Below are 22,867 nucleotides of genomic sequence, written 5' to 3' on the forward strand. Positions count from 1 at the left end.
TATGAAAAATTACCATGAGTTCACGGATGAACAGCTCATAGAAAAATTGAGAAATGGAGAACAGGAGATAGCCGATTTTCTTGTGGATAAGTATAAAAACCTGGTTCGCAAGAAAGCCCGTGCTCTTTACCTGGCCGGCGGTGATCAGGAGGATTTGCTTCAGGAAGGAATGCTGGGGCTTTTTAAGGCTGTTCAGGAATATCTGCCCGGTAAAGATGCTGCTTTTTATACATTTGCCAGCTCATGCATCACAAACCAGATGTATAAGGCCGTAACAACTTCCCTGAGACAGAAACATCAGCCATTGAATAATTCACTGTCTTTAAATGAACTGGAAGAAAGTGCGGCATGGAATCTGATTACAGAAGAGAGTCCTGAAAAGATTTTTCTGGAACAGGAGCGCAGCGACCATCTTAACAGTAAAATCAAAGCCACACTAAGTAACTTTGAGATGCAGGTTCTGGGGATGTATCTGGGAGGATACGATTATATCAGCATAGGAGAGAAACTGCATAAAACTCCGAAGTCCATAGACAACGCCCTTCAGAGAATAAGAAAAAAGGTCAGGGAAACCCTTGGAACCGCAGGCAGCAGAACTGTGAAAAAAGGCTGAAAAATGTCTTGACATTTCCTGCGGGATTTGGTAGAATCTTTACTTGTAGCGGATAGGAAAATCTGCTTCATATCAGGCTGATGTGGCACAGGTGGTAGCGCACCTCATTGGTAGTGAGGAGGTCACGGGTCCGAGTCCCGTCATCAGCTTTCATGAGAGATCCAGTACTTGTTGGGTCTTTTTTGCTTTATTTACCTAAAAAGAGGAATCGGATTATTCCGATTCCCCTTCTGCAACGATATCCTCCAATACGCGTATTAAATCATAAATAGTTTCAATATGCACATTGCGCTCGAGTATACAGTTTTTTAAATTGACCGACAAAGTTTCGAATTTATCCCGTACGGCCGGGGATATATAGGATGCTGCCATATGATCACCTCGACAGTAGAATATGCAGATATAAAGAAAATATACAATTTCTTACAGAAAGATTATTTTTCAAGGTGGTAGTCATCGATGCATACAGGACCTGCAAGGATTTCTCTTGTTATATAAAGAGTCATATCTTCCCTGGTAGCGGTGGTCCATTTTACCAGTGTCATACATCGGCTTTCCAGTTCAATGCATGTGATACAGTGTGGATGGACGCAGCTTCCGGTATTAAAATACGGGGAATCGGGCGATCCAATCATAGGTCTGTGCGTATGGCCGGTAACCAGGATTTGCTGATGGTCACAAGCCCATTGCGTAAGATGCTCCTCTGTCTTTTTTTTATGTGTGTAATTCTTTGCGGCGCTGGTGGGATCCAGAACACCGAAGCGTTCAGCCGGCTTCCAGAGATAACGGACCAGAAAACGGGATATTTTCCAAAAGGTACTGTTTATAATATCTGCCTGATGGCCATGGGTCAGATAGATATCTTTGGAGCGGTCTTTTAGTATAAGTGCTTCATGGATTCGAATTCCCGGGAAAAGCGAAATGCATTCCCGAAGACTGTTGCAGTGATATTCGGCAAGGTTTTTTGATACGTAGGACAGCGATCGCTTTACCATATCATGGTTTCCATATAACAGATATAATCTGTTTTCTTTATAGTATCTTGAGAGGAGCCAGAACACATCGCTGTGCAGATCGACAATCTGGCTAAGTGAACGATTTTCCCATAACTCATCACCATCTCCCAATTCAATGTAAGTGTAGCCCAGAGTATAATAATGCTGAATAGCAGCAAAATAGGAGTTTTGATTTTTTAGAAAATTATCATTGGAAGTTCCCATGCCTCTGTGGCAGTCACTGATAAGAACAAACCTGGAATCATCATTCAATTCAAGGTGAGGAGCATTTTGAAATGCGCGGTCCAGACGGCTGCTGTAACTCATGTTTTCTCTCAACTTTTCATATACTTCTATTTAGTATATGCTCGAAAATTTTTCTTGCAATTTTTATAATTTATGATAGAATAAATTTCATGGGGCATTGGCGCAGCTGGGAGCGCGCCACACTGGCAGTGTGGAGGTCACGGGTTCGAATCCCGTATGCTCCATGCAAAATAGAAAAAGCCTGCAGGCTCGATAACCTGCAGGCTTTTAGCATATACAGTTAATCAAAAACGACAATCGCTTGTTTTCTCTTAAAGCGCGGAAGTACAGTTTCCAGGATGCGGAAGCTGTGATTCAAATCTTTTTGCTCCAGGTAAGCCGCAGCCATATCCTGTCCGACTACAAGATCCATATTTATCTCATCAGATGCTGCCAGTATAGCCTTGTCGGACCCTAAAGCACGTGCAGGATAGACATGTCCGTTCAGCATCTTGGATATCCGGTCGATTTCCAGCAGTCCGGTTCCGGGCTGTAACCTTTGCAGCTGCATATAGAGATCCAGACTCAGTATCAGGGAATTGGTTCCGTAGATGCCTTTTTCAGCCAAAGCGGTAAGTCCGGCTGCGATGTCAGTAAAAGCATTCTCGCCGGTACTCCAATCTTTTTTATCTATTTTTTGCGTGCCTGAAGTTGTCAGCATACCGTCGTATCCGAGCTCTTTGTTACCCCAGAAAATCAGCTCGTCTTCTTTGAGAGCACATGCTTCGGCGGCCATCAAAGTCTTGGATAAGTCAACAGGAAAACCGGATTTTCTGACGCTCTCAAGATCTCTGGCAAGTAAAGTAAAATCCTCAAAAATAAGTGGAATCTCTGCGAATTTTCTGCCGCTCGTTGTAATGACACCGTCGTGTTCCACTTCCTGAACTTCATCAATGTCATCCACTGCGATTGTTTCCACACCCACGCCAAGCGGACCGAAAACATGCAGAAAACGTCTTCCAACTAATGTTCTTCGTGCTGTCTTTATTACTGCAGCGTCAATTTCTTCCCAAAGCCCCTCAGAAAGAGGGGAGGATTCTCTGGATAAATAACTCATATGTGAAACCTCCTTTGTGCGTTTTCAATACCAGGTTTATTCAATCAGGCTTCCTACTGTTTCGGCAGAAGGGGTGTCATCGGAAGACTGCTCATCTGTCCGGGCAGTGATCCCTAAGTCCTCCAGCATCTCCCGGACCTCCTCTTCACCAGATGCAAAAAAATCAGCCTCCTGGGGATCAAGGGTTCTAAGCAGTGTCATGAGTTCACCAACATGTGCCTTTTCTTCGCCACGGATATCCGCGAGGACTTTTTTTGCTGCCTCGATGTCTGTCGCCTGTACATGTGCATCGTACAGATAGATGGCTTCCAGCTCACCTGCTATATCCAGACGAATTGCCTGAATTAATTCCTCTTTGTTCATTTTGCGGTCAACATTCCCCTGAAAGGGATTTGCAAAAGCCGGCATATGATTCATCCTCCTTTATGAAATAGTTATTATTTGTAATTATAATAATTGTATCATCAATATTTTTTTACGTCAATTACAGATTTGAGTGTGGATTTTTATAAGTTGATTGAATATTTGTCAATATCCAGATGGTTTATAATACACTTAATTTGTATAGAATCTATGGAAAAACTACATAGAGTATGTTATATTATAAAAAAGGGTATACTTACTACAAAAGAAGAGGAGGAACCACTATGCAGGAATTAAAATTATATTATATGGATGCATGCCCGTATTGCAGGAAAGTTCTCAGATACATGGAGGCAAACGATATCGATGGCGTAAAATTGCTGGACGTTGATGCGGATCCAAAGAATCAGGACGAACTGATGAAGTTCGGAGGGATGGATCAGGTTCCCATGTTGTTGATAGATAAGAAACCGCTCTATGAATCGGATGATATCATTCAATGGTTTGAAGATAGTAAATAATCATAAAATTGGATGGCTGAGATTATAATGAATCGTTTGAAGAAAGAGAAATCCCCTTATTTGCTGCAGCACGCTTCCAACCCCGTAGATTGGTATCCATGGGGAACAGAAGCATTTGCACAGGCAGAAAAAGAAGATAAACCAATATTTTTAAGCATTGGTTACAGCACTTGTCACTGGTGTCATGTTATGGCACACGAATCCTTTGAAGATGCCGAAGTGGCGCAATTGCTGAACCGGGAATTTATTTCCATTAAGGTTGACCGTGAAGAGCGACCCGATATTGACGCGGTCTATATGGCAGCCTGTCAGGCGCTGACAGGCGCTGGCGGATGGCCCCTTACAATTCTAATGACAGCAGATCAAAAACCATTTTGGACCGGAACTTATCTTCCTAAAAAGTCTGTTTATGGAAGACCGGGTCTTATGGAATTACTGGATAGCGTAAGACAGCAGTGGAGGTTAAACCGCGAAAAGATGATATCGGCAGGAGAAGAGATTACTGCTTTTCTACAGGCTTCCGGCAGTAATTCACAGATGCCGCCGGTGAATCCGGATAAAGCGTTGATTTATCATGCTGTTCAAGATTTAAAAGACACCTTTGATGAGCGGTGGGGTGGCTTTGGGAATGAACCGAAATTTCCAATTCCACATAATATAATATTCTTATTGCAGTATGCATCGTATGAAAAGGATTCGGACGCACTTCATATAGCAGAGCATACGCTTCGGCAGATGTACCGTGGTGGGATTTTCGATCATCTGGGAGGCGGTTTTTCCCGCTATTCTACGGATAAGAGATGGCTGGTACCGCATTTTGAAAAAATGCTCTATGACAATGCTTTACTGGTAAGTGCATATACAGAAGCTTTTCATATAACACAGGATCCCTTTTATGCAGCAGTAGCAAAGCAGACACTCCGTTATGTTCTGCGGGAACTTACCGACAGTCAGGGAGGATTCTACTGTGGACAAGATGCAGACAGTGATGGCATAGAAGGGAAGTATTATCTGTTCACCCGCCAGGAGATAGATGCGGTACTGGGCAAACAGAAGGGCTCCTTGATCAGCAACTGGCTTGGGGTGACACAACAGGGTAATTTTGAAGGTAAAAATATTTTAAATTTATTGAATAACCCTGACTATGAAAAAATGCCCGAAGATATTGAATCCCTCTGTCAGAAACTTTATGATTACCGCTTAGAGCGTACGAGGTTACACAAGGATGATAAAATTCTCACTTCCTGGAATTCTCTTATGATTGCAGCGATGGCAAAAGCGGGCTGGATGCTGAATGAGCCTGCCTGTCTGCAGGCGGCAGTCAGGGCACAGCAGTTTATCAAGAATGCCCTGATTGGGAAAAACGGCAGACTTATGCTTCGTTGGCGTCAAGGGGAAGCTGCTCACGATGGTCAGCTGGATGACTACGCATTCTATGCATATGCTTTGCTTGCCTTATACCGCGCAACGTTACAGGCTGACTACCTGCAGGAGGCAGCAGAGATTGCCGCCCAAATGTGGGATTTATTCTGGGATGAGAATTCAGGAGGATTTTTTCTTTATTCCCGGGAAGGGGAACAACTGATCAGCCGGCCGAAGGAGACCTATGACGGGGCACTTCCTTCCGGTAATTCCGTTGCGGCGGCCGTGTTGGAAGAACTCTCAAAATTAACCGGAGAGGTAAAGTGGCAGGATAGAAGTTATCGGCAAATCTGTTTTCTTACCGGAGAGAGTCGAGGGTATCCTTCGGGACACAGCATGGGGTTAATTGCTGTGGCAAAAGCACTCTATCCCTCACGGGAACTGATTTGTGCAACCGCGGAAAAACGTGCTCCGGAAGAACTGACGTTTTTCCTTTGCGAGAATTCCCATCCGGATTTAACCGTGTTGTTAATAAACAAAGAGAATATGGACAAGCTTATTCAGGCAGCTCCTTTTATCCGGGACTATCCGGTTCCTGACGATAAAACCGTATATTATCTATGCAAGAACGGTGCCTGCAATTCTCCGGTTGATAATCTGGAAGCATTAAAAGAACAATTTAAATCCGAATAAATTATTGCGCTTATAAAAAAACTATGGTACGATTATTGCGCATTATAAATTATTGATTTAGGGGAGCTGGAGCTGATCCGGCTGAGAGTTAGGCTGATGCGCCTATGACCCTTTGAACCTGTTGGATAATGCCAGCGCAGGGAGTGACGGATGTCTATTTAGGCTGCTCAGCGCGAACTGAGCAGCTTTTTTCAGTTCCGCGCATTCATTAGACTACCTTTAGCCTCTTTGTCTGCAAAAGAAACAACAGGTGGACACTTTACTTAAAGAGGAGGATTTTTATGCGTATGAATCAATTGAAAAAATGGAAACTGCGGGATGTTATCCTGCTGTCAATTCTCGGTGTTCTTTTTGCGGCGGTTTACCTGGCTGTATTCGATGTCGGTCTGGTTTTGTCGACACTGCTGACACCTTCCGGTCTTTCGACATTTGCCTTCGAGCTGATTTACGGGATATGGTTTATGGCAGCTGTGGTTGCCGCATATATCATACGTAAGCCGGGCGTTGCACTTATCGCCGAGCTGCTTGCATCAGCGATTGAATTACTCATGGGTAATTCCGGCGGAGTGGTTCTGCTGGTGACCGGAATCATTCAGGGACTTGGGGCGGAGCTTGGATTTGCAGTCTTCCGGTATAAAAAATACAACTTGTTATCCATGTCCTTAAGCGGTATTTTTGCTGCTTTATTTATCTACGTATATGAGCTTTTTTATCTGCAGAACTACCTGCTGGCTCCGGGACTTCTGGCGGCCAAACTGGCGGTAAGGATTGTAAGCTCAATTGTATTCTCCGGCTTGATTGCGAAAGCGGCCTGTGATGGTCTGGCTCGTACAGGAGTGCTTAAAAACTATGGACTTGGAATGGACCGGCAGGATATAGAAGAAGAGGAGGAAATGTGATGGGTCAGATAAATGTTATATTGGATTGGTTTCCGAATACGAATCACACAGGCTTTCTTTTGGCAGAGAAAAGAGGGTATTTTAAAGAAGCGGACTTGACAGTAAATATTTCCGGTGATGTTCACGGGATTATGGATCTGCATGGGGCAGATATCGTGGTTGGACCCCAGATATCCATACTGGAAAAGATTGCGGAGGGTGTTCCGCTCACAGCAATCGCAACGCTTACACAGCGCTGCGATTCGGGTATTGTTTCGCTGAAAGAAAGCGGCATCACCTCACCGAAAAAACTGGAGGGAAAAAGGCTGACACATTGGGAACCCCGTTGGTTCCACGGAGTAATCGGAGAGGCCATGCGTCTTGACGGCGGTGATTATTCCAAGGTAAAACTGGTGCCTATGGATGTGGGAGATATTGTATCCACTTTAGGCACAGCGGCGGATGCAACCTGGGTATATGAAAATTGGGAAAACCAGGAGCTTCTGGAGGCAGGAAAGGAAATTAACTATATTTCTCTGGCCGATTTCCATCCGCTTTTTGATTTTTGTGCCCCGAGTATTGCTGCGAACAGGGAATTTTTGCAGAAAAGACCGGAGGAAGCCCGGGCATTTCTGGCAGCCCTCACCATGGGCTATATCGAAGCAGCACAAAATCCGAAAGAATCGGTGCTGTCTGTCCGGGAGAAGCTTCCGGAGGTTTCAGATTCGCTGCTTATACGCAGCCAGGAGCACTTGTCAGGACTTTTCCTGGATGAAACCGGCCGTTGGGGGTATATGAGAGCGGAGAGGTGGGAACGTATGGCCGACTGGCTCGTTGCAAATGGTTATTATGACCGGAGGCGTGATACTGAGTATACCAATGAGTATCTCCCGCAGGGAATGTAGAACATGGGAAAAATTATTTTCGAAAATGTGACCTTTGGATATGGCAGACGCGAGATTCTAAAGGAGATGAATGTGCAGTTTGATTCGTCTGAAATTACACTTCTGACTGGAGGGTCCGGATGCGGAAAGAGCACTTTGCTGTATCTGGCAGCCGGGATTTATCCGGAAAATGCGGGAACGCTCCGCAGCGGAAGTATATCCGTGAATGACGGCAATCTGGCCTTACTTTCCCCTGCTGTACGGTGCGGAAAGGTGGGGATGATGTTTCAGAATCCATCCCTGCAGTTTTGCATGGACACAGTGGAGAATGAACTAGCCTTTTGTCTGGAGAACATACATGTTTCACGGGATGCTATGGATGCGTCTATGGATGCTGCTTTAGATTTCTGCAATATCGGGCACTTGAAGAAGAGAAGGCTCATCTCACTTTCCGGAGGAGAAAAGCAGTTGGCCATGCTGGCATGTATGGTTCTCCTTTCACCGGAATGGATTCTGCTTGATGAGCCCTTTGCAAACCTGGATGATGACTCTGCCGGGGTAATTGTGAAAAAGCTGGCTCTGATGCATAAAAAAATGGGAACCGGAATTCTTGCTGTCGATCATCGTCTGGAAAACTGGTTATGCATCGCAGAGGAAATTAAGGTTATGGATGAGACTGGTGCACTGGCGGCAGATGGAATCCGTCCACAGGGGGAACTTGCAGTTCTGGAAAAGTGGGATGTACATGTTCCGGGACATGCATATCAGAAAGAACATCCGGGCAAATCCCCGGAAGATATCTGCAATGAGCCGATTCTTGAACTTCAGGGTCTTTCTGTCAGCTATGAGGATAAATCAGTTTTAAAAGGAATTGATGCTGATTTTTACCCGGGGCATATGTATGCAGTCACAGGTGCAAGCGGTTCCGGAAAGACATCTCTGTTTGAAGCTTTAAGAGGTCTTGTCCGATATAAAGGAAGTATCCGCTACCGGGGGCAGCCGCTGAAAAGAAGTTTTTTGGGGAGTAGATCAAAGATTGGTTTTGTGGTTCAAAATCCCCAGGATCAGTTTGTGGGAGATACTGTATATGACGAAGTCTTTTTAAGCCTGAAGCACAGAATACATGGATCAAATCCTGATCAGGAAACAGAGCAGATATTGCGTGAAATCTGTCTCTGGAAGTATCGCAGGGTCTCTCCTTATAAGCTGAGCCAGGGTCAGCAGCGCCGTCTGGGTGTGGCAGCACTGCTGGCATATGACTGTGACCTGCTTATCTGTGATGAACCTACTTATGCCCAGGACCGCTCAAATACAGTATCCATCATGGAGGCTTTGCGGGACGCTGTCCGAAAGCGAGGGACTACGGTGATTTTTTCTACACATGATAAACAGCTCATTCGGGATTACAGTGACATACAGTACATAATGAAAGGGGGGAGATTGCATGAAGTCGATAAATCCCGCCTGTAAATGTATAGGCTTGCTTGCAGTGACGTTCTATCTGGCGCTTGTACATAGAACTCTGCTAAATCTGACAGTGTTTGCCATCTGCCTGTTTTTGCTTGCCTTTTCCGGTATAAATCGAAAGCATTTTTGTCAGGCGATGATTCCAGTATTACTGATGGCGGCAGGAACCTTTTTTACGGGCTACCGGTTTCAGTCAGGTGCAGGCATGCCTGTCAGTGACAAAAGCTTTTTACTGGCCGACAATGATATCTACAACGGTCTGGTGCTCTCCAGCCGGGTACTGGTCTTTACCGGTCTTGGGCTTTTACTGGTGCTTACAACAGACAAGATTCAGATGATACAGTCTATGAATCAGCAATTAAAGCTTCCTCCTGTCTTTGCCTACGGGCTTATTGCGGCATGGGGAATTGTACCATCTATGTTCCGGGAATACCGGCAGACCAGAGCAGCTTTTCAGGCACGGGGGATACGAGTTTTTTACGTTTCCCCAAAACTGCTGAAACCGCTTCTGGTAAAATCCGCCCGTTGGGCAGAGGCAATATCCGTCGCCATGGAATCCAAAGGTTTCGATGGAAGTGCGCCGCGTACGGTTTACCGGCCGGTTCCTCTGAGACGAAAGGATATTATTTTTCCCCTTGTGTCCTGTGGAATTGTTGCAGTACTTACTCTATGGCTGTAATGACAAAAGGGCTTATATCTTAAGAAAGAATAAAAATTCAATAAACTTTTTGATAAAAAGAATAAAATTTAGATATTGTGTTTTAGTTCATAGTCGTTTATGATTAGAGTGACTCAATAAACAGAAAAAGGAGAGCGATTATGGAAAAGTTTTTCAAACTAAAGGAGGCTGGAACAACAGTATCAACTGAGGTTTTAGCAGGGTTGACCACGTTTTTTGCCATGGCTTACATCTTATTTGTCAATCCGTCCTTACTTTCTCAGACAGGAATGCCTTATGGAGCGGTATTTCTGGCCACGATTTTTGCCTCTATGGCAGGGACACTGGTTATGGCACTGTTCGCCAATGTTCCATATGCGCAGGCACCAGGTATGGGGCTGAATGCATTCTTTACCTATACGGTCTGCTTCAGTCTTAATTTCACCTGGCAGGAGGCCCTTGCGATGGTATTTCTTTGTGGTGTGATTAATATTATCATTACCGTTACAAAGATACGTAAATCGATTATTAAGGCAATTCCTGATAGTCTGCAGCACGCAATCAGCGGAGGTATCGGCATCTTCATTGCCTATGTTGGCATAAAAAATGTTAACCTGCTGAGCTTTACCGCGGATCCGGGAACATATAATCTTCTTGATGGCGGAACGGTGGTTGCGAACGGTGGTGTGGTACCGGCTATTGCAACCTTTAATAACAGACCTGTGATATTGGCAGTTATTTCATTGATCATCATGGTGATTTTGGTTTTGAAAAAAGTTCCGGGTGCAGTATTTATCGGTATCATCGTTTCTACATTGATCGGGATTCCGATGGGCGTTGTGGACATCAGCCAAATCGGTGTGGAGACAAATCTGGGAAAATCCTTTTCGGAGCTGGGTACGACCTTCGGCGCGGCATTCGGATCACAGGGAATGGGTTCTCTGTTCAGTGATATCTCCAGGCTGCCGTTGGTTTTGATGACTATTTTTGCATTCAGTCTTTCCGATACGTTTGATACACTTGGTACATTCATCGGCACAGGACGCAGAAGCGGTATTTTCAGCGAGGAAGATCAGGCGACGATGGAAACTTCCAGTGGATTTAAGTCCAAGATGGATCGTGCGCTGTTTGCAGATTCCATTGCAACCTCCGTTGGCGCAATTTTCGGAACCTCCAATACAACTACATATGTGGAAAGTGCAGCTGGTATCGGGGCAGGCGGTCGTACCGGTCTTACATCACTGGTAACCGCACTTATGTTTTTGCTCAGCATATTCTTTGCACCAATCATAAGCATTGTGCCGAATCAGGCAACCGCTCCGGCGTTGATTCTGGTTGGCGTTATGATGATGTCTTCTTTTGCAGAGATTAAATGGAGTGATTTGGATGAAGCCGTACCGGCGTTCTTTGCCAGCATTTTTATGGGTATGTGCTACAGCATCTCCTATGGAATTGCCGCCGGATTTATTTTCTATTGCATTGTTAAATGTCTGCGTGGTGAAGCGAAGAAAATCCATCCGATACTTTGGGTGAGTACAGGATTGTTTGTTCTTAATTTTATTATACTTGCGGTACTGTAAGAGCAGCATCTTTTCTCTTTTGATTCATGGTGAAAAAGGTCAGTGTGTGAATTATATAATTTATACACTGGTCTTTTTCTCATATATAAAATGGATAAAAGGGCTTGAAAAGCAGAGCATTTTTTCTTATCATATGATAAGAGCACGTAGTGCGTAGCAATCCGCAGCTATCAGGGAGCGGAATATGTACTGTGAAAGAAGTACAGGATGGAGGTTGTAATGAGTAATGAAAAACCAGGGAGAACAGGTGGGATTATTGTGGCAGCAGGAGAGACATCGGCAGACGGCAAATCCAATCCGCTTCTTAAAATTGGTTCCATTACAGTAATCAAAAGAATCGTGTTGACATTTCAAAGAGCCGGAATCTCCCCGATCGTTGTAGTTACAGGATATCGGGGAGAAGATATTGAATACCATTTATCGGATTATGGGGTTATATTTCTTCGAAATGAGGAATATGAGAAGTCTCAGATGCTTGATTCTGCTAAAATCGGATTCAGGTATATAAAAGACAAGACAGATCAGGTAGTGTTTACACCGGTCAATGTGCCAATGGTTACGCCGGATACGATTATGAAACTGATAAATTCCGGAGAACCGCTTATTGTACCTTCTTATCAGGGAAAAGCAGGACATCCGCTTCTGATAGATAACCAATTACTGCCGGACATCTTATCTTATGAAGGGGCATATGGGCTGAGAGGTGCAGTGCAGGGGTTGAATGTGACACGTAAGCTGATGGAGGTGGAAGATGAGGGCATCATCCTTGACATGGAGGATATGGATCGTCTGGATGATTTGCTGAAGGAACACAATGAGAATATTTACCATCCTTTTTTGAGAATCAGCATCGAAAAGGAATCCTCGTTTTTTAATGCCAGGACCAAGTTCTTACTGATGCTGATTAAAGAAACACATTCTGTCCGGGATGCCTGCAAACACATAGGCTTGTCATACAGTAAAGCCTGGTCTATGTTGAATACACTGGAAGAGGAGCTTGGAATTGCAGTGGTTGAGCGGGTGCATGGGGGAAGCAATGGAGGAAATACCTATTTAACTCGGGAAGGACTGAAATTCCTGGAAAATTATATGGAATTTGAACAAAATGTACGAAAGTTTGCGGAGAATGAATTTAAAAGACTATTCTAGTTGCATAAAAAGAGTATAAATACGAGTTCTTCTGTAAAAGAATTTGACGGTACTATAGCCTTAATCTACAATAAAAGTATCAATTATTGTGGATTAAGGTTTTTGATTTAAAATCAATAGAAAGGAAAATATGGAGAATGATAGGTAACTCTGTAAAGAAAAAGGATCATGATGCCAAAATCAGCGGTCAGGCATCCTACGTGGATGATATCGTGATGGAAGGCATGCTTTATGGAAAGATGCTGCGTTCCACCAAGGCAAGGGCAAGGATAAAAAACATTGTGCTTCCGGAAATTTCTGACGACTACTTTATTATTGACAAAGATGACGTTACAGGCGAAAATAAGATACATGTTGTGCTGGAGGATATGCCGGTATTCCCCGAGGATACCGTGGAATATATCGGTGATCCCATACTGATGGTGGTTGGTCCGGACAGGAAAGAAATTGCCAGAATTTTAAGTGAAATTGTTGTGGATTACGAAGAACTGGAACCTGTATTTGACGTTCGAAAGTCAGAGATTTCTTTCTTTCATCATAATTATAATAAGGGGGACGTAGACTGCGCATTTGAAGAGGCCGACCGTATCATTACGGAAACTTTTGAAACTGGTCAGCAGGAACAGGCTTACCTGGAAACCAATGGGCTGATTGCGTATCCACAGGATGGACGCATCGTCGTACGTGGTTCTATGCAATGTCCTTATTATGTGATTGGGGCCGTGTCAAAGGCACTGGGAGAGGAAAGAGAGGATATCCGGATTATCCAGGATGTGACCGGAGGTGCCTTTGGGGGTAAGGAGGATTATCCGTCCATCCTGGCCTGTCAGGTCGCAGTAGCGGCAAAAAAGGCAGAAAGACCTGTAAAGTATGTATTTGACAGAAGAGAGGATATGGAATTCACCTCAAAGCGTCACCCATCTGTCTGTACATATAAAGCCTCCGTAAAAGACGGAAAAGTTACAGGATTGGATATCCATGTTATCTATAATGCCGGTGCATATACGACATTGACAGATGTTGTGCTGCAGCGTGGACTTATCGGAGCCTGTGGTGTCTATAACATCGGAAATCTGCGGGTGACCGGAGATGGCATGAAAACGAATACCGTACCAAATGGTGCGATGCGTGGTTTTGGCGCACCTCAGACTTTTTTTGCAATTGAAATGATGATGAATCATATTGCAAAATCGCTTTGCACGGATCCTCTGACATTTAAAGAGAAGCATCTGGTAAAGCAGGGGGATGAGACATCTACGAGAGGAAAATTTCATTTTCAGGTACCGCTTCCGGAAATGATTGAACGGGCGGATCAGTTATCTGATTTCAGAAAAAAACATGCGCTCTATAAAAGCCAGACGGGCAGATTTCGAAAAGGAATCGGGATTTCCATGGTCTATCATGGCTGTGGATTTACGGGAAACGGAGAAAGGGATATCATCAAATCCGTTGCAAAATTGCGTAAAAATTCTGATGATACCGTAGAACTGTTAATTAGTATTACCGATATGGGACAGGGAGCCAAGACTACATTTACCAAGATAGCGGCAGATACTCTGGGCATTCCTCTTGACCGGGTGACATTCAATAACCCGGATACAGACCGAGTGCCGGATTCCGGTCCGACTGTTGCAAGCCGCTCTATCATGGTAGTTGGAGAATTAATAAAGCGTGCTTCAGAAAAATTAAAAGCACAGTGGAAACCAGGGGAAGAGCAGGTGATAGAAGAACATTATGTGCATCCGGATTTCATGATTCCTTTTGATATCAAGACGTTTCGCGGAGATGCTTACCCGACGTATTCCTGGGCTGTGAATGTGATTGAAGTCGAAGTGGATACTCTTACAGCAGTCACGAAAGTTCTGGGAGCCTGGGGGGTATACGATGTAGGGACCCCTTTGGATTTAAATATTGTACACGGACAACTGCAAGGAGGATTCCTGCAGTCCATCGGTTATGCTTCCATGGAGCAGATCGGTTACAACGAAAAGGGGGTTGTTCGGAATCACAGTTTCAGCGACTATATCATCCCAACTGCGATGGATGTTCCGAATCTGGTTACAGACCTTGTGGAAGTACCTTATGCAGCAGGGCCTTACGGCGCAAAGGGTGCAGGAGAACTGCCGAACGTTGCCCCTGCTCCTGCTTATATTGATGCATTGGAAAATGCACTGCAAAACAGAATCCAGCATATTCCGTACACGCAGGAAGACATTATGACATATTTACAGGAGGTGGAAAACGGATGATCAATTTTATTTTGAATGGCGAACAGGTTTCAAGTAATTCGAATCAAAATGAACGTTTATTAGATGTACTCAGGGATGAATTCCGCCTGACAGGTGCAAAATGTGGATGTAAAGAAGGCGAATGTGGCGCCTGTTCTGTGATTCTGGATGGAAAACTGGTAAATTCCTGTATGGTTGCGATGGGAAGTATTGAAGACAGTACGGTAACGACGATTGAAGGGTATAGTAAAACCCGGCGCTTTCAGATTCTTTCAGAGGCATATGCAGCAGTCAGTGCCGTGCAGTGTGGATTCTGCATTCCCGGAATGATGCTTGCTTCCGAATGTATTCTGGCGGAGAATCCCAATCCTTCTGAAGAAGATATCCGCAGAGGGATTTCAGGAAATCTTTGCAGATGTACCGGTTACAATGCCATTGTAGAAGCCGTTGGTACCGCCGCCAAGGAGGGAAAAGGACTATGGTAAAAAGCTACTTTGCGAAATCGTTGGAAGAGGCACTTGAAATCAGGGGAAGAGAATCTGTTATCCCATATGCGGGCGGTACGGATTTAATGATTGAAGCAGATGATCAGGCATCCTACCTATTCCTGAATAAAGTACCGGAATTAAAAGAAATTAAAGCAGATGCTGAATATATACGCATCGGGGCCGCAAGTACCTATGCGGAGATATTACAAAGTCAACTGATTCCTCAGATTTTAAAGGATGCAGTAATAGAGATTGCCGCTCCTGCAATAAGAAATCTGGGAACAGCGGGCGGTAATATCTGTAATGGTTCTGCAAAAGGGGACAGTGTCCTGATCTTTTTTGCAGCCGATGCAAAATTACGGCTTGTCACCAGTAAAGGAGAGCGGATTCTTCCGATAAAGGATTTCTATCTGGGAAGAAAAAAGCTGGCTTTGCAGAAGGATGAACTCCTGGTGGAAATATTGCTGAAAAAGACAGGATTGGATCACTATTACTACAAGAAGATCGGGGCGAGGAACGCATTGGCAATTTCCAGAGTGTCCTTTGCCGGACTTCTTGATATGAAAGACGGCAAGATCATAAACTGTGCAACGGCTTTTGGGGCCGTCAGCGATGTAGTAATCAGAAGACCGGATATCGATGAAATGCTGGCAGGTAAAACAACTGATGAGGCAAAGACGGTGAAAGATGCCTATCTGGAAGCCTTCGATGAAGCCATCGTGCCTATTCGCGGCAGGGTATCCGCCGAATACAGAAAATCTGTCTGTATGAATTTATTGAGAGACTTTCTGGAAAGCAACGGAATTTAAAAAAATTTCTTAGTCATATGGTATAATGCGTAAACTCTCATTGACAAAATGATCAGCAGCAGTCGAAAGCTGCTTTCATATAAATGTATTGCAAAATTTTAGAGAGGTGAAAACACATCATGCAAAAGAATGCATCAACAGCAGAGAAACAAATGTCGGGCCTTGTATATAAGGTTTCTGACAAACCGAAAATACTTACAGCAATTTTGCTGGGGTTCCAGAACATTTTGACCGCATTCAGCGGAATTGTTGCAGTTCCACTGATTATTGCGGGAATTGCAGGACTTAATGTGGTAGATACAGCATATCTTGTGTCTGCTTCCTTACTTGCTTCCGGTATTGCTTCTATTATTCAGTCCAGAGGGTTTGGACCAAAAAAATTCAGGATTGGTGTAGGACTGCCTACGGTCATGGGCACGGATTTTGGATTTGTACCACCTGCTAATACCATTATCAATACGATGGGAGGCGGCATGGCGGGTTACTTTGGAGCATCGATATTAGGAGCAGTTTTCGAATTTATTCTCAGCTTTTTTGTAAAACCGCTTATGAAAATATTTACTCCTGTTGTAACAGGTACTGTAATAACGCTTATGGGAATGTCTATGATGCCAATTGCTTTTGACTGGATTGGCGGAGGCGTCGGAAATCCGGATTATGGAAATCCGATGTACATAGGTGTTGCCGCAATTGTATTCTTCGTCATACTTTTGCTGAATCGTTATGCAAAAGGCATGCTAAATACAGCCGCTGTTATGATTGGAATCATTGTCGGATACATCATCTGTATCCCGCTGGGATTAATTGATTTTTCGCAGATTACTTCCGCAAGCTGGGTTCAGCTGCCCGAGATTGCACGTTTCGGAATTGATTTTAATCCTAAGTTTGTTGTTCCGTTCATTGCCGGATATCTCGTTACTGTTATTGAGACCGTAGGGGTTATGGAAACCCTTGGGGAAGTTACGGATACAAAGTTGAGCAGTGATGATATTGTTGCCGGTGTAAGAGGGGATGCGGTGAGTTCCTTCGTCTGTCCTTTCGTGGGATCAGGCCCGGCACAGACATTTAGCCAAAATGTGGGATTGATCCCTTTGACCAAGTGTGCATCACAATTCGTTGCTGTTGTTGCCGGAGTACTTCTGGTTGTTATGAGTCTGTTTCCCAAACTTTCAACCGTTGTATCCATTATGCCTTCCTGCGTGCTTGGCGGTGCAGGAATTCTGATGTTTGGGACTGTTGCGATGTCAGGAATTAAGACATTAACCAAGGTTAAATTTACAAACCGTAACCTGTTGATTATGGCGAGCGCCATAGGAATTGGTCTGGGTGTAACCTTCAGACCGGACGTAGTTGCGAAACTACCCGGAATTTTAAGCAGCTTATTTGGTTCTGGAATTTCTGCAGGTACCATTGTGGCATTGGTATTAAGCTTGATTCTGAAAGATAATCCCAATGAGGAAGAGGTAGATTAACTGTAAAGCCAGGATGTAAAAATAAAGCGGTCAAATCCTTTCTGTGAAGGAATTGACCGCTTTATTTTTCATACAGGAAGTTTGTCAGACCGGCTCATCCCTGTCCAGAAATTTCCCGGAGGCGCCGCCGCCGCCAAAGCTTCCGCCGCCGCCAAAGCCGCCGCCTGAGCCGCCACGGCCGGAACCACCGCCAAACCCTCCATAGAACCCCCCAAAGCCACCTCCCAGCCCGCTGCCAAACCCTCCGTTTCGGCTGTTATGGCGGGGGAAGAAAAAAATAAGAAGAATAATCAGAATCATAAAGGTAAAGGGTACGATACTTCTCTCATCCTTATTTTCTTTTTCATAAGAGCCCGGTTCTTCTAATTCATGTATTGCCAAATCATATATCTTGCGAATTCCGGAATCAAAATCATCTTTCTTTAAGTCAGGGGCAGCCTGACGTATGAAACGTCCGGCCAGACTGTCGGTGATAATACCTTCTAATCCATAGCCCACTTCAATACGTATTTCTCTTTCTTTATAGGCCAGAAGGATCAGAACCCCATTATTTTCCGCCTTACTTCCTATTTTCCAATTTCTTGCCATATCTATGGAATATTCCTCCAAAGAGGCACCATCGAGTGAGGGAATGGTGGTCACTACAACCTGCGGCCCTCCGTTTGACTGATATCTTTTGCTTGTGGCATAGATATACGCTTCGGTGTCAGAAGAAAGGATATCAGAAAAATCATTTACAAAGAACTGGGAGGTTGGAGCGGGTATATTCTTTTGAGCAGATACAGGAATGACAGCAGTGATAAGTACGAATAGAATTCCCGCCACAATGCCTGCTTTTTTTTGATGGATCAACATAAGAAATGCGCCCCTTTCTGCTATCTGGAAAAATCAACATCAGGAACTTCCTGTGCACCTTCGCTTGCCGCAAACAGCTCATGTTTTTCAAAACCCCAAAGGTTTGCGATGATGTTTGCCGGAAAGGTTCGTATTTCGGTATTATATAAATTCACAGCTTCATTGTAATCCCTTCGGGATGTTCCAATTCTGTTTTCTGTACCCTCAAGCTGGTCCTGCAATGATAAAAAGTTCTCATTTGCTTTTAGTTCGGGATAAGCTTCTGCGATTGCAAGCAGCCGTCCCAGAGAATTCGACAATTCGGTATCGGCGGCAGCAGCATCCCGGACTGTTGAGGCGCTGAGCATATGCTCCCGCGCATCTGTTACTGAGGTAAAGACATCTGTTTCATGGGCCGCATACCCCTTTACTGTATTTACAAGGTTGGGAATCAAGTCATTTCTTCTCTGAAGTTGTACAGAGATATTTGAAAAGGCTTTATTGACAGATTCTTCTTCTCTTACAAGACGATTATAGCTCCCCGTGAAGAACCAGATAATTAAAGCTGCGACAATAAAAATGCCAAGGAGCACTTTCCATACGTTGCTGCTATGTTTTTCTCTACTCATATGCATCCTCATTTCTCTCACTGAATTGTTTTATAACATATTTCTTCCTATAGTATGACCAATATACGCGGAATTTTATTCATAGTTTATATTTTCCGCCAGCCATGCTATAATAAGAAAAACTATAAGTATAGGAGGCCATTCTGATCGATATTATATCAAGAATTATACAGATGAAGATGCTTACGAACATAGTTGCCGGAATCATCCTGTTCTTTGTATTGAGGATGTTTTTTCAATGGATTCTGGAATTGAGAAACATAGGAAGGGTCAGGCAGGCAGATGAAAAAATGAAATTTTTGCTGAAGCCTTATGTTTCCGGCGGGACTTTCCCGACACCCGAAACATTTCATGCACTCATGGAAACAGTGGCAAGCGATTACCATGTGACATGTGAAGCGATGCATTCTCTTTCGTTTTATGTACAGGAATTTATTCAGGAAATTTTTGAAGATGCATTTATTCCGAATGATAAAAAAGTAGAGTATACGGATAGGCTCCGTGTACAGTTGAAAAAATATGAGGAACAGGCCGCCGGTTTGGTTTGCATTCCTCTGGTGGATGCATCGGCAGAGAAAAGAAATACTTTCAATAGTTATAACCAATTGAATCTTTGCATTTTAATTTCAGGGATCCTGGTTGCGGCTGTGGGGTTAATGAGCGGTACATATGATATATTTGAGACATTCGGGATATTTATGACTGTATCTTTTGGTCTTGTGATTTTTGCCGATTTATGTTTGAAAAAGAGGCGATATAGGGAAATTCCGAGAGTATACAGATATGTAAAAGAGAAGATAGAACATGTATGGAAAGGAATCAGCGAGAGGCGGGAGCGAAAGAGAAAAGAGTATGAAGCGGATCAGAATGTTCAGCTGAAAGTGCAGCTGGAGGAGGAAAAACGCAGATTGACGAAATGGTCAGAAGAGTTAAGTGTCAGACAAAAGGACCTGGAAGAGCAGAAACTCCTTCTGGAGAAAAGGATAGAGGACTTTGGACAGGAACAGAACTCCTTTCATCAAGCTAAATAATTTACTGAAACTGCCCCCGGCCTTCTATCAGCCGAGGGTAGTTTCAGTAAAAGTCACACGAAAATATCCTTTGTATAGCTCTTATTTGTTTTCAAGAAAACAGCTACCTGATTATTCCTGTCACAGGTGGCAAGGAGGACGTCTTCAACATAATCTGCTCCCTGTCCTTTAATCTGCTGAGTCAGCCATTTTTCGTCTTTTCCTGTATGCTTTAAGTTCCTTTCCATGATTTTCCCATCCAGGATCACGTTGGCAACCATGTAGTCCTGTTCAGGATTCAACTGCATGTCGGCCGGCTTTACAGGCCTTTCAGATACTTTGGGCAGGAAACTGATTTTTCCGTTTTCCTCCAGGATCGCCGTCTCAATTTTAGATACGTCAAAGTATCCGTTTACGCGGCACTGCATAAGAAACTCGGTCACATCAATTTTAGCTTTTTTCAGATTTTTTTTGTAAAGCTCTCCGTTGTTTAGGAGTACCAGAGGCTTCCCTTCGATAATTCTGCGGGCTTTCATAAATCTGGAACCGACTATAGACAGGCAGATGTCAAACAGAGCGTATACAACCATGGCGACTAAAGGCTGTGTAAAATTATCTTCCAGTGACGTTGCCATCTCGGCGGCTATTGAACCTATAGTAATACCTATAATATAATCGAACATGCTCATCTGGGAGAGTTGACGATTTCCCATCATTTTAGTCAAGGCAAATATGACGACGATTGAGCCAATGGAAAGCAGCGTAATTTTCAGTATTTCAGGCATAAGAACTCCTTTATATATCCTTTGTTTTCCTTAGTATCTCAGGAAATCAGGGATTCTATACATTTGCATAGCACAAAGTACCTGTGGAATCCATTGGCTGATGCGTCTGCTTCTTACCAGATTTTAATATAGTTTTTACCATTTTTCAGGAGTGAAATCGGCCCCATAGGACTCTTTCCACTTTTCTTGTTACCGAGTAAATCAATATTCAGAACAAGCCCGTCTCCATCGGGCCGTTCATATTCTGCATCTGCAATGCGAACCCGGGGTAAAGTTTTAGTAGCCGGTATCTCACCGGAGAAGTTTTCATAAGTTTCCGGTAATTGACAGGACAGATATACTTCGTCCCCATCTTCAATGACCTTTAGATCTGGCTGAAAGTTTTGCTCTACCAGATTTTCTTCTTCACGCTCGAAGGGTCTGGCTTCGGCAAAATATACGTTATGATTTATATAAACAGGTTGTTCCACCAGATTGAAGGATTCGGCGTCACCAGGTATTTTATCGACTGCTTCAATATATGCATTCAAACAGGTGGTGTAATTCTTATAGTGGGAGGTTCCTACCCCATCCAGGCTTTGCGAACCAATGAAGATATTATTATAAAAACGGTCGTCACCTCCATAAACAAAAGAAAAACCTGCAACCTTAGTACTGTGAGGCAGATGATATTGCGTGGAACGGGTCATTTCTTTACGATGAACCATCGTTCCGCAGATCAGATTGTTGATATAGGCTCCGCCCTGGGATACGTTGTCAATCGAATATTCGGAAGCCATGATGTTGTGGTCCACAAGATAAGGACCATGGCTTACTTCCACAAAAAAGTCTCTGTTATTGGAATAGAATAGATTCCCGGAGACTCTTGTTCCCTGTGCTTCCCAATCCAGCCATAGTCCCAGAGAGCAGTCGTGGATCCGGTTATGGTGAATCTGGACATCGATGGCTGCATGGAGTTTGATTCCGGCAATTTCATGCCCGTAAAACTCACGTTTCAAGGCGATATTGTAAATATGGTTGTGATGTATCTCGCTGAAGATACAACCAAGATGTCCTACAATTCCGGTTTGGCCGCAGTCATAGATTGTATTATTGCGAATGATATGGGAACCGATTTTCTCCTTGCACCAGCCGCTTCGCTCAGCGGTGAAGACTGCTTCCAGCTGGTATTGATATCCGGGCTTATCCTTTCGGATGGAGCGATAGTTGTTACCTGTAGAGCTTTCTTTTCCTATACTGATGGCACTGCACTTTGCATCGTGAATGATGTTATTTTCAATAATCCAGCCTTTGCTCCAGTTTGCACCTAAAAGTCCGGGTTGATCCGCTGTGGGGGGTGCCCATGGGGTAGCTGCCTGTGCCATCTCAAAGCCTCTTACGGTGATATAATCGATTCCGGTCTCCTGGGGGTAAAAACAGGATCTGCGGACGTTAATCTCCACATATTCCCTGTTGGGATCGGAGCCCTGGAAATTTGCAAAAATAGTAGTATAGCCTTCGGATACTTCCGCATACCAAAGATATTTTGTCTGTTCTTGGTTATGAACGGGAACAATTTTATCCGTCCAGTTGTCCAGAATCTCTTTTTTCATCTCCGGATTGTCCAGTTCTTCGAGAGAACCGGCTTCATAGAAGGACATTCCGTTTAAATAAAGATCTCCCAGATGCCGGGTTTCTTCTGAAACAAGCCAATCCCCGAAAACTTCAAGGGCAAATGGATTGTAATCCCCGAAAAATGAATCAGGCAGTACTGTCTTCCATATATTCCCTTCCACGTATTGCCAATCCCGTATTTGTTCAGAGCCCTTAATTACTACCTTTTCTCCTTCAGCAGCCTGATAGGTAATTCTTCTTATATTGCTTAATCCTTTGCATTTAGGCTTTACCCATTCGCGGTAGATGCCTTCGTGAACCGTAACAGTGTCCCCTGCCACAGCGACTGAAGCGGCTTTATTAATCGTCAGAAAAGGCTCCCGGAGAGTTCCCCCGGCATAGTCAGACCCATCCTTTGCCACATGATATTCCATAGCTTATACCTCCTTAAGATATTGTTGCTTTGATTATAAGAAATAGAGACTGTTATTTC

At 43.9% G+C, this 22,867-nt stretch carries 21 protein-coding genes, 2 tRNA genes and 1 riboswitch; of the genes, 16 read left to right on the forward strand and 7 right to left on the reverse strand.

The annotated features are described in order from the left end of the window. Window position 1 precedes the first annotated feature (1 nt). On the forward strand, window positions 2-613 hold the full coding sequence (locus KNL20_RS05915; protein ID WP_230399687.1) for a sigma-70 family RNA polymerase sigma factor: 612 nt from the start codon (window positions 2-4) through the stop codon (window positions 611-613). A 76-nt stretch (window positions 614-689) separates the two neighbouring features. Continuing rightward, window positions 690-762 (forward strand) — tRNA-Thr (locus tag KNL20_RS05920). A 285-nt stretch (window positions 763-1,047) separates the two neighbouring features. Here the strand turns inward: KNL20_RS05920 and KNL20_RS05925 are convergent. Beyond that, window positions 1,048-1,935: a metallophosphoesterase gene (locus KNL20_RS05925; RefSeq protein ID WP_230399688.1), complete on the reverse strand. Its 888-nt coding sequence runs from the start codon at window positions 1,933-1,935 to the stop codon at window positions 1,048-1,050. A 91-nt stretch (window positions 1,936-2,026) separates the two neighbouring features. Between KNL20_RS05925 and KNL20_RS05930 the strand changes: the two genes are divergently transcribed. Further along, window positions 2,027-2,099: transfer RNA gene (locus tag KNL20_RS05930), tRNA-Ala, on the forward strand. Window positions 2,100-2,155: 56 nt separating this feature from the next. Here KNL20_RS05930 and KNL20_RS05935 read toward each other — a convergent pair. Then, window positions 2,156-2,971 (reverse strand): family 1 encapsulin nanocompartment shell protein, encoded by an 816-nt coding sequence (locus KNL20_RS05935; RefSeq protein ID WP_230399689.1) that lies wholly within the window; start codon window positions 2,969-2,971, stop codon window positions 2,156-2,158. A 36-nt stretch (window positions 2,972-3,007) separates the two neighbouring features. Further along, window positions 3,008-3,379 carry a demethoxyubiquinone hydroxylase family protein gene (locus KNL20_RS05940; protein WP_230399690.1) on the reverse strand — a complete coding sequence of 124 codons (372 nt, stop codon included), beginning with the start codon at window positions 3,377-3,379 and terminating at the stop codon, window positions 3,008-3,010. 239 nt (window positions 3,380-3,618) lie between these two features. Between KNL20_RS05940 and KNL20_RS05945 the strand changes: the two genes are divergently transcribed. The 12 genes from KNL20_RS05945 (at window position 3,619) to KNL20_RS06000 (ending at window position 17,523) form a co-directional block, all read left to right on the forward strand. After that, window positions 3,619-3,855 (forward strand): glutaredoxin family protein, encoded by a 237-nt coding sequence (locus KNL20_RS05945; protein ID WP_230399691.1) that lies wholly within the window; start codon window positions 3,619-3,621, stop codon window positions 3,853-3,855. A gap of 27 nt (window positions 3,856-3,882) precedes the next feature. Next, on the forward strand, window positions 3,883-5,910 hold the full coding sequence (locus tag KNL20_RS05950) for a thioredoxin domain-containing protein (protein ID WP_230399692.1): 2,028 nt from the start codon (window positions 3,883-3,885) through the stop codon (window positions 5,908-5,910). A gap of 49 nt (window positions 5,911-5,959) precedes the next feature. Further along, window positions 5,960-6,070: riboswitch (TPP riboswitch) on the forward strand. Window positions 6,071-6,197: 127 nt separating this feature from the next. Further along, window positions 6,198-6,809, forward strand: a complete 612-nt coding sequence (locus tag KNL20_RS05955) for an ECF transporter S component (protein ID WP_230399693.1) — start codon at window positions 6,198-6,200, stop codon at window positions 6,807-6,809. Beyond that, window positions 6,809-7,693, forward strand: coding sequence for an ABC transporter substrate-binding protein (locus tag KNL20_RS05960; RefSeq protein WP_230399694.1), 885 nt, complete (start codon window positions 6,809-6,811; stop codon window positions 7,691-7,693). Before KNL20_RS05955 ends, KNL20_RS05960 begins: the two co-directional genes overlap by 1 nt. A gap of 3 nt (window positions 7,694-7,696) precedes the next feature. After that, window positions 7,697-9,142, forward strand: coding sequence for an ABC transporter ATP-binding protein (locus KNL20_RS05965; protein ID WP_230399695.1), 1,446 nt, complete (start codon window positions 7,697-7,699; stop codon window positions 9,140-9,142). Continuing rightward, the gene (locus KNL20_RS05970; RefSeq protein ID WP_230399696.1) at window positions 9,117-9,818 is read left to right on the forward strand and encodes an energy-coupling factor transporter transmembrane component T family protein; all 702 of its coding nucleotides are present in this window, start codon (window positions 9,117-9,119) and stop codon (window positions 9,816-9,818) included. Before KNL20_RS05965 ends, KNL20_RS05970 begins: the two co-directional genes overlap by 26 nt. 140 nt (window positions 9,819-9,958) lie before the next feature. Continuing rightward, window positions 9,959-11,377, forward strand: coding sequence for an NCS2 family permease (locus KNL20_RS05975; RefSeq protein ID WP_230399697.1), 1,419 nt, complete (start codon window positions 9,959-9,961; stop codon window positions 11,375-11,377). Window positions 11,378-11,596: 219 nt separating this feature from the next. Further along, window positions 11,597-12,526 carry an NTP transferase domain-containing protein gene (locus KNL20_RS05980; protein WP_230399698.1) on the forward strand — a complete coding sequence of 310 codons (930 nt, stop codon included), beginning with the start codon at window positions 11,597-11,599 and terminating at the stop codon, window positions 12,524-12,526. A 137-nt stretch (window positions 12,527-12,663) separates the two neighbouring features. Next, on the forward strand, window positions 12,664-14,775 hold the full coding sequence (locus tag KNL20_RS05985; protein WP_230399699.1) for a xanthine dehydrogenase family protein molybdopterin-binding subunit: 2,112 nt from the start codon (window positions 12,664-12,666) through the stop codon (window positions 14,773-14,775). Beyond that, on the forward strand, window positions 14,772-15,239 hold the full coding sequence (locus KNL20_RS05990; protein WP_230399700.1) for a (2Fe-2S)-binding protein: 468 nt from the start codon (window positions 14,772-14,774) through the stop codon (window positions 15,237-15,239). Before KNL20_RS05985 ends, KNL20_RS05990 begins: the two co-directional genes overlap by 4 nt. Next, the gene (locus KNL20_RS05995) at window positions 15,233-16,051 is read left to right on the forward strand and encodes an FAD binding domain-containing protein (protein WP_230399701.1); all 819 of its coding nucleotides are present in this window, start codon (window positions 15,233-15,235) and stop codon (window positions 16,049-16,051) included. The genes KNL20_RS05990 and KNL20_RS05995 overlap by 7 nt, the downstream gene beginning before the upstream one ends. A gap of 119 nt (window positions 16,052-16,170) precedes the next feature. Then, on the forward strand, window positions 16,171-17,523 hold the full coding sequence (locus KNL20_RS06000) for a uracil-xanthine permease family protein (protein WP_230399702.1): 1,353 nt from the start codon (window positions 16,171-16,173) through the stop codon (window positions 17,521-17,523). Between the two features lie 84 nt (window positions 17,524-17,607). Here KNL20_RS06000 and KNL20_RS06005 read toward each other — a convergent pair whose 3' ends face one another. Both KNL20_RS06005 and KNL20_RS06010 read right to left on the reverse strand, forming a co-directional pair. After that, window positions 17,608-18,378, reverse strand: coding sequence for a TPM domain-containing protein (locus tag KNL20_RS06005; protein ID WP_230399703.1), 771 nt, complete (start codon window positions 18,376-18,378; stop codon window positions 17,608-17,610). A 20-nt stretch (window positions 18,379-18,398) separates the two neighbouring features. Continuing rightward, a complete protein-coding gene (locus tag KNL20_RS06010) occupies window positions 18,399-18,986 on the reverse strand; it encodes a LemA family protein (RefSeq protein ID WP_230399704.1) in 588 nt (195 codons plus the stop codon). 173 nt (window positions 18,987-19,159) lie between these two features. On the opposite strand from KNL20_RS06010, the gene KNL20_RS06015 reads away from it, so the two are divergent. Further along, entirely contained in the window at window positions 19,160-20,017 is an 858-nt protein-coding gene (locus tag KNL20_RS06015) for a hypothetical protein (RefSeq protein WP_230399705.1), read from the forward strand. A 53-nt stretch (window positions 20,018-20,070) separates the two neighbouring features. Here the strand turns inward: KNL20_RS06015 and KNL20_RS06020 are convergent, their stop codons facing one another. Together KNL20_RS06020 and KNL20_RS06025 are read right to left on the reverse strand one after the other, a co-directional pair. After that, window positions 20,071-20,781, reverse strand: coding sequence for a DUF421 domain-containing protein (locus tag KNL20_RS06020; protein WP_230399706.1), 711 nt, complete (start codon window positions 20,779-20,781; stop codon window positions 20,071-20,073). Between the two features lie 113 nt (window positions 20,782-20,894). Continuing rightward, window positions 20,895-22,808, reverse strand: coding sequence for a right-handed parallel beta-helix repeat-containing protein (locus KNL20_RS06025; protein ID WP_230399707.1), 1,914 nt, complete (start codon window positions 22,806-22,808; stop codon window positions 20,895-20,897). Between the last annotated feature and the right edge of the window lie 59 nt (window positions 22,809-22,867).

Source organism: Novisyntrophococcus fermenticellae (assembly GCF_018866245.1).
Lineage (GTDB): Bacteria > Bacillota > Clostridia > Lachnospirales > Lachnospiraceae > Novisyntrophococcus > Novisyntrophococcus fermenticellae.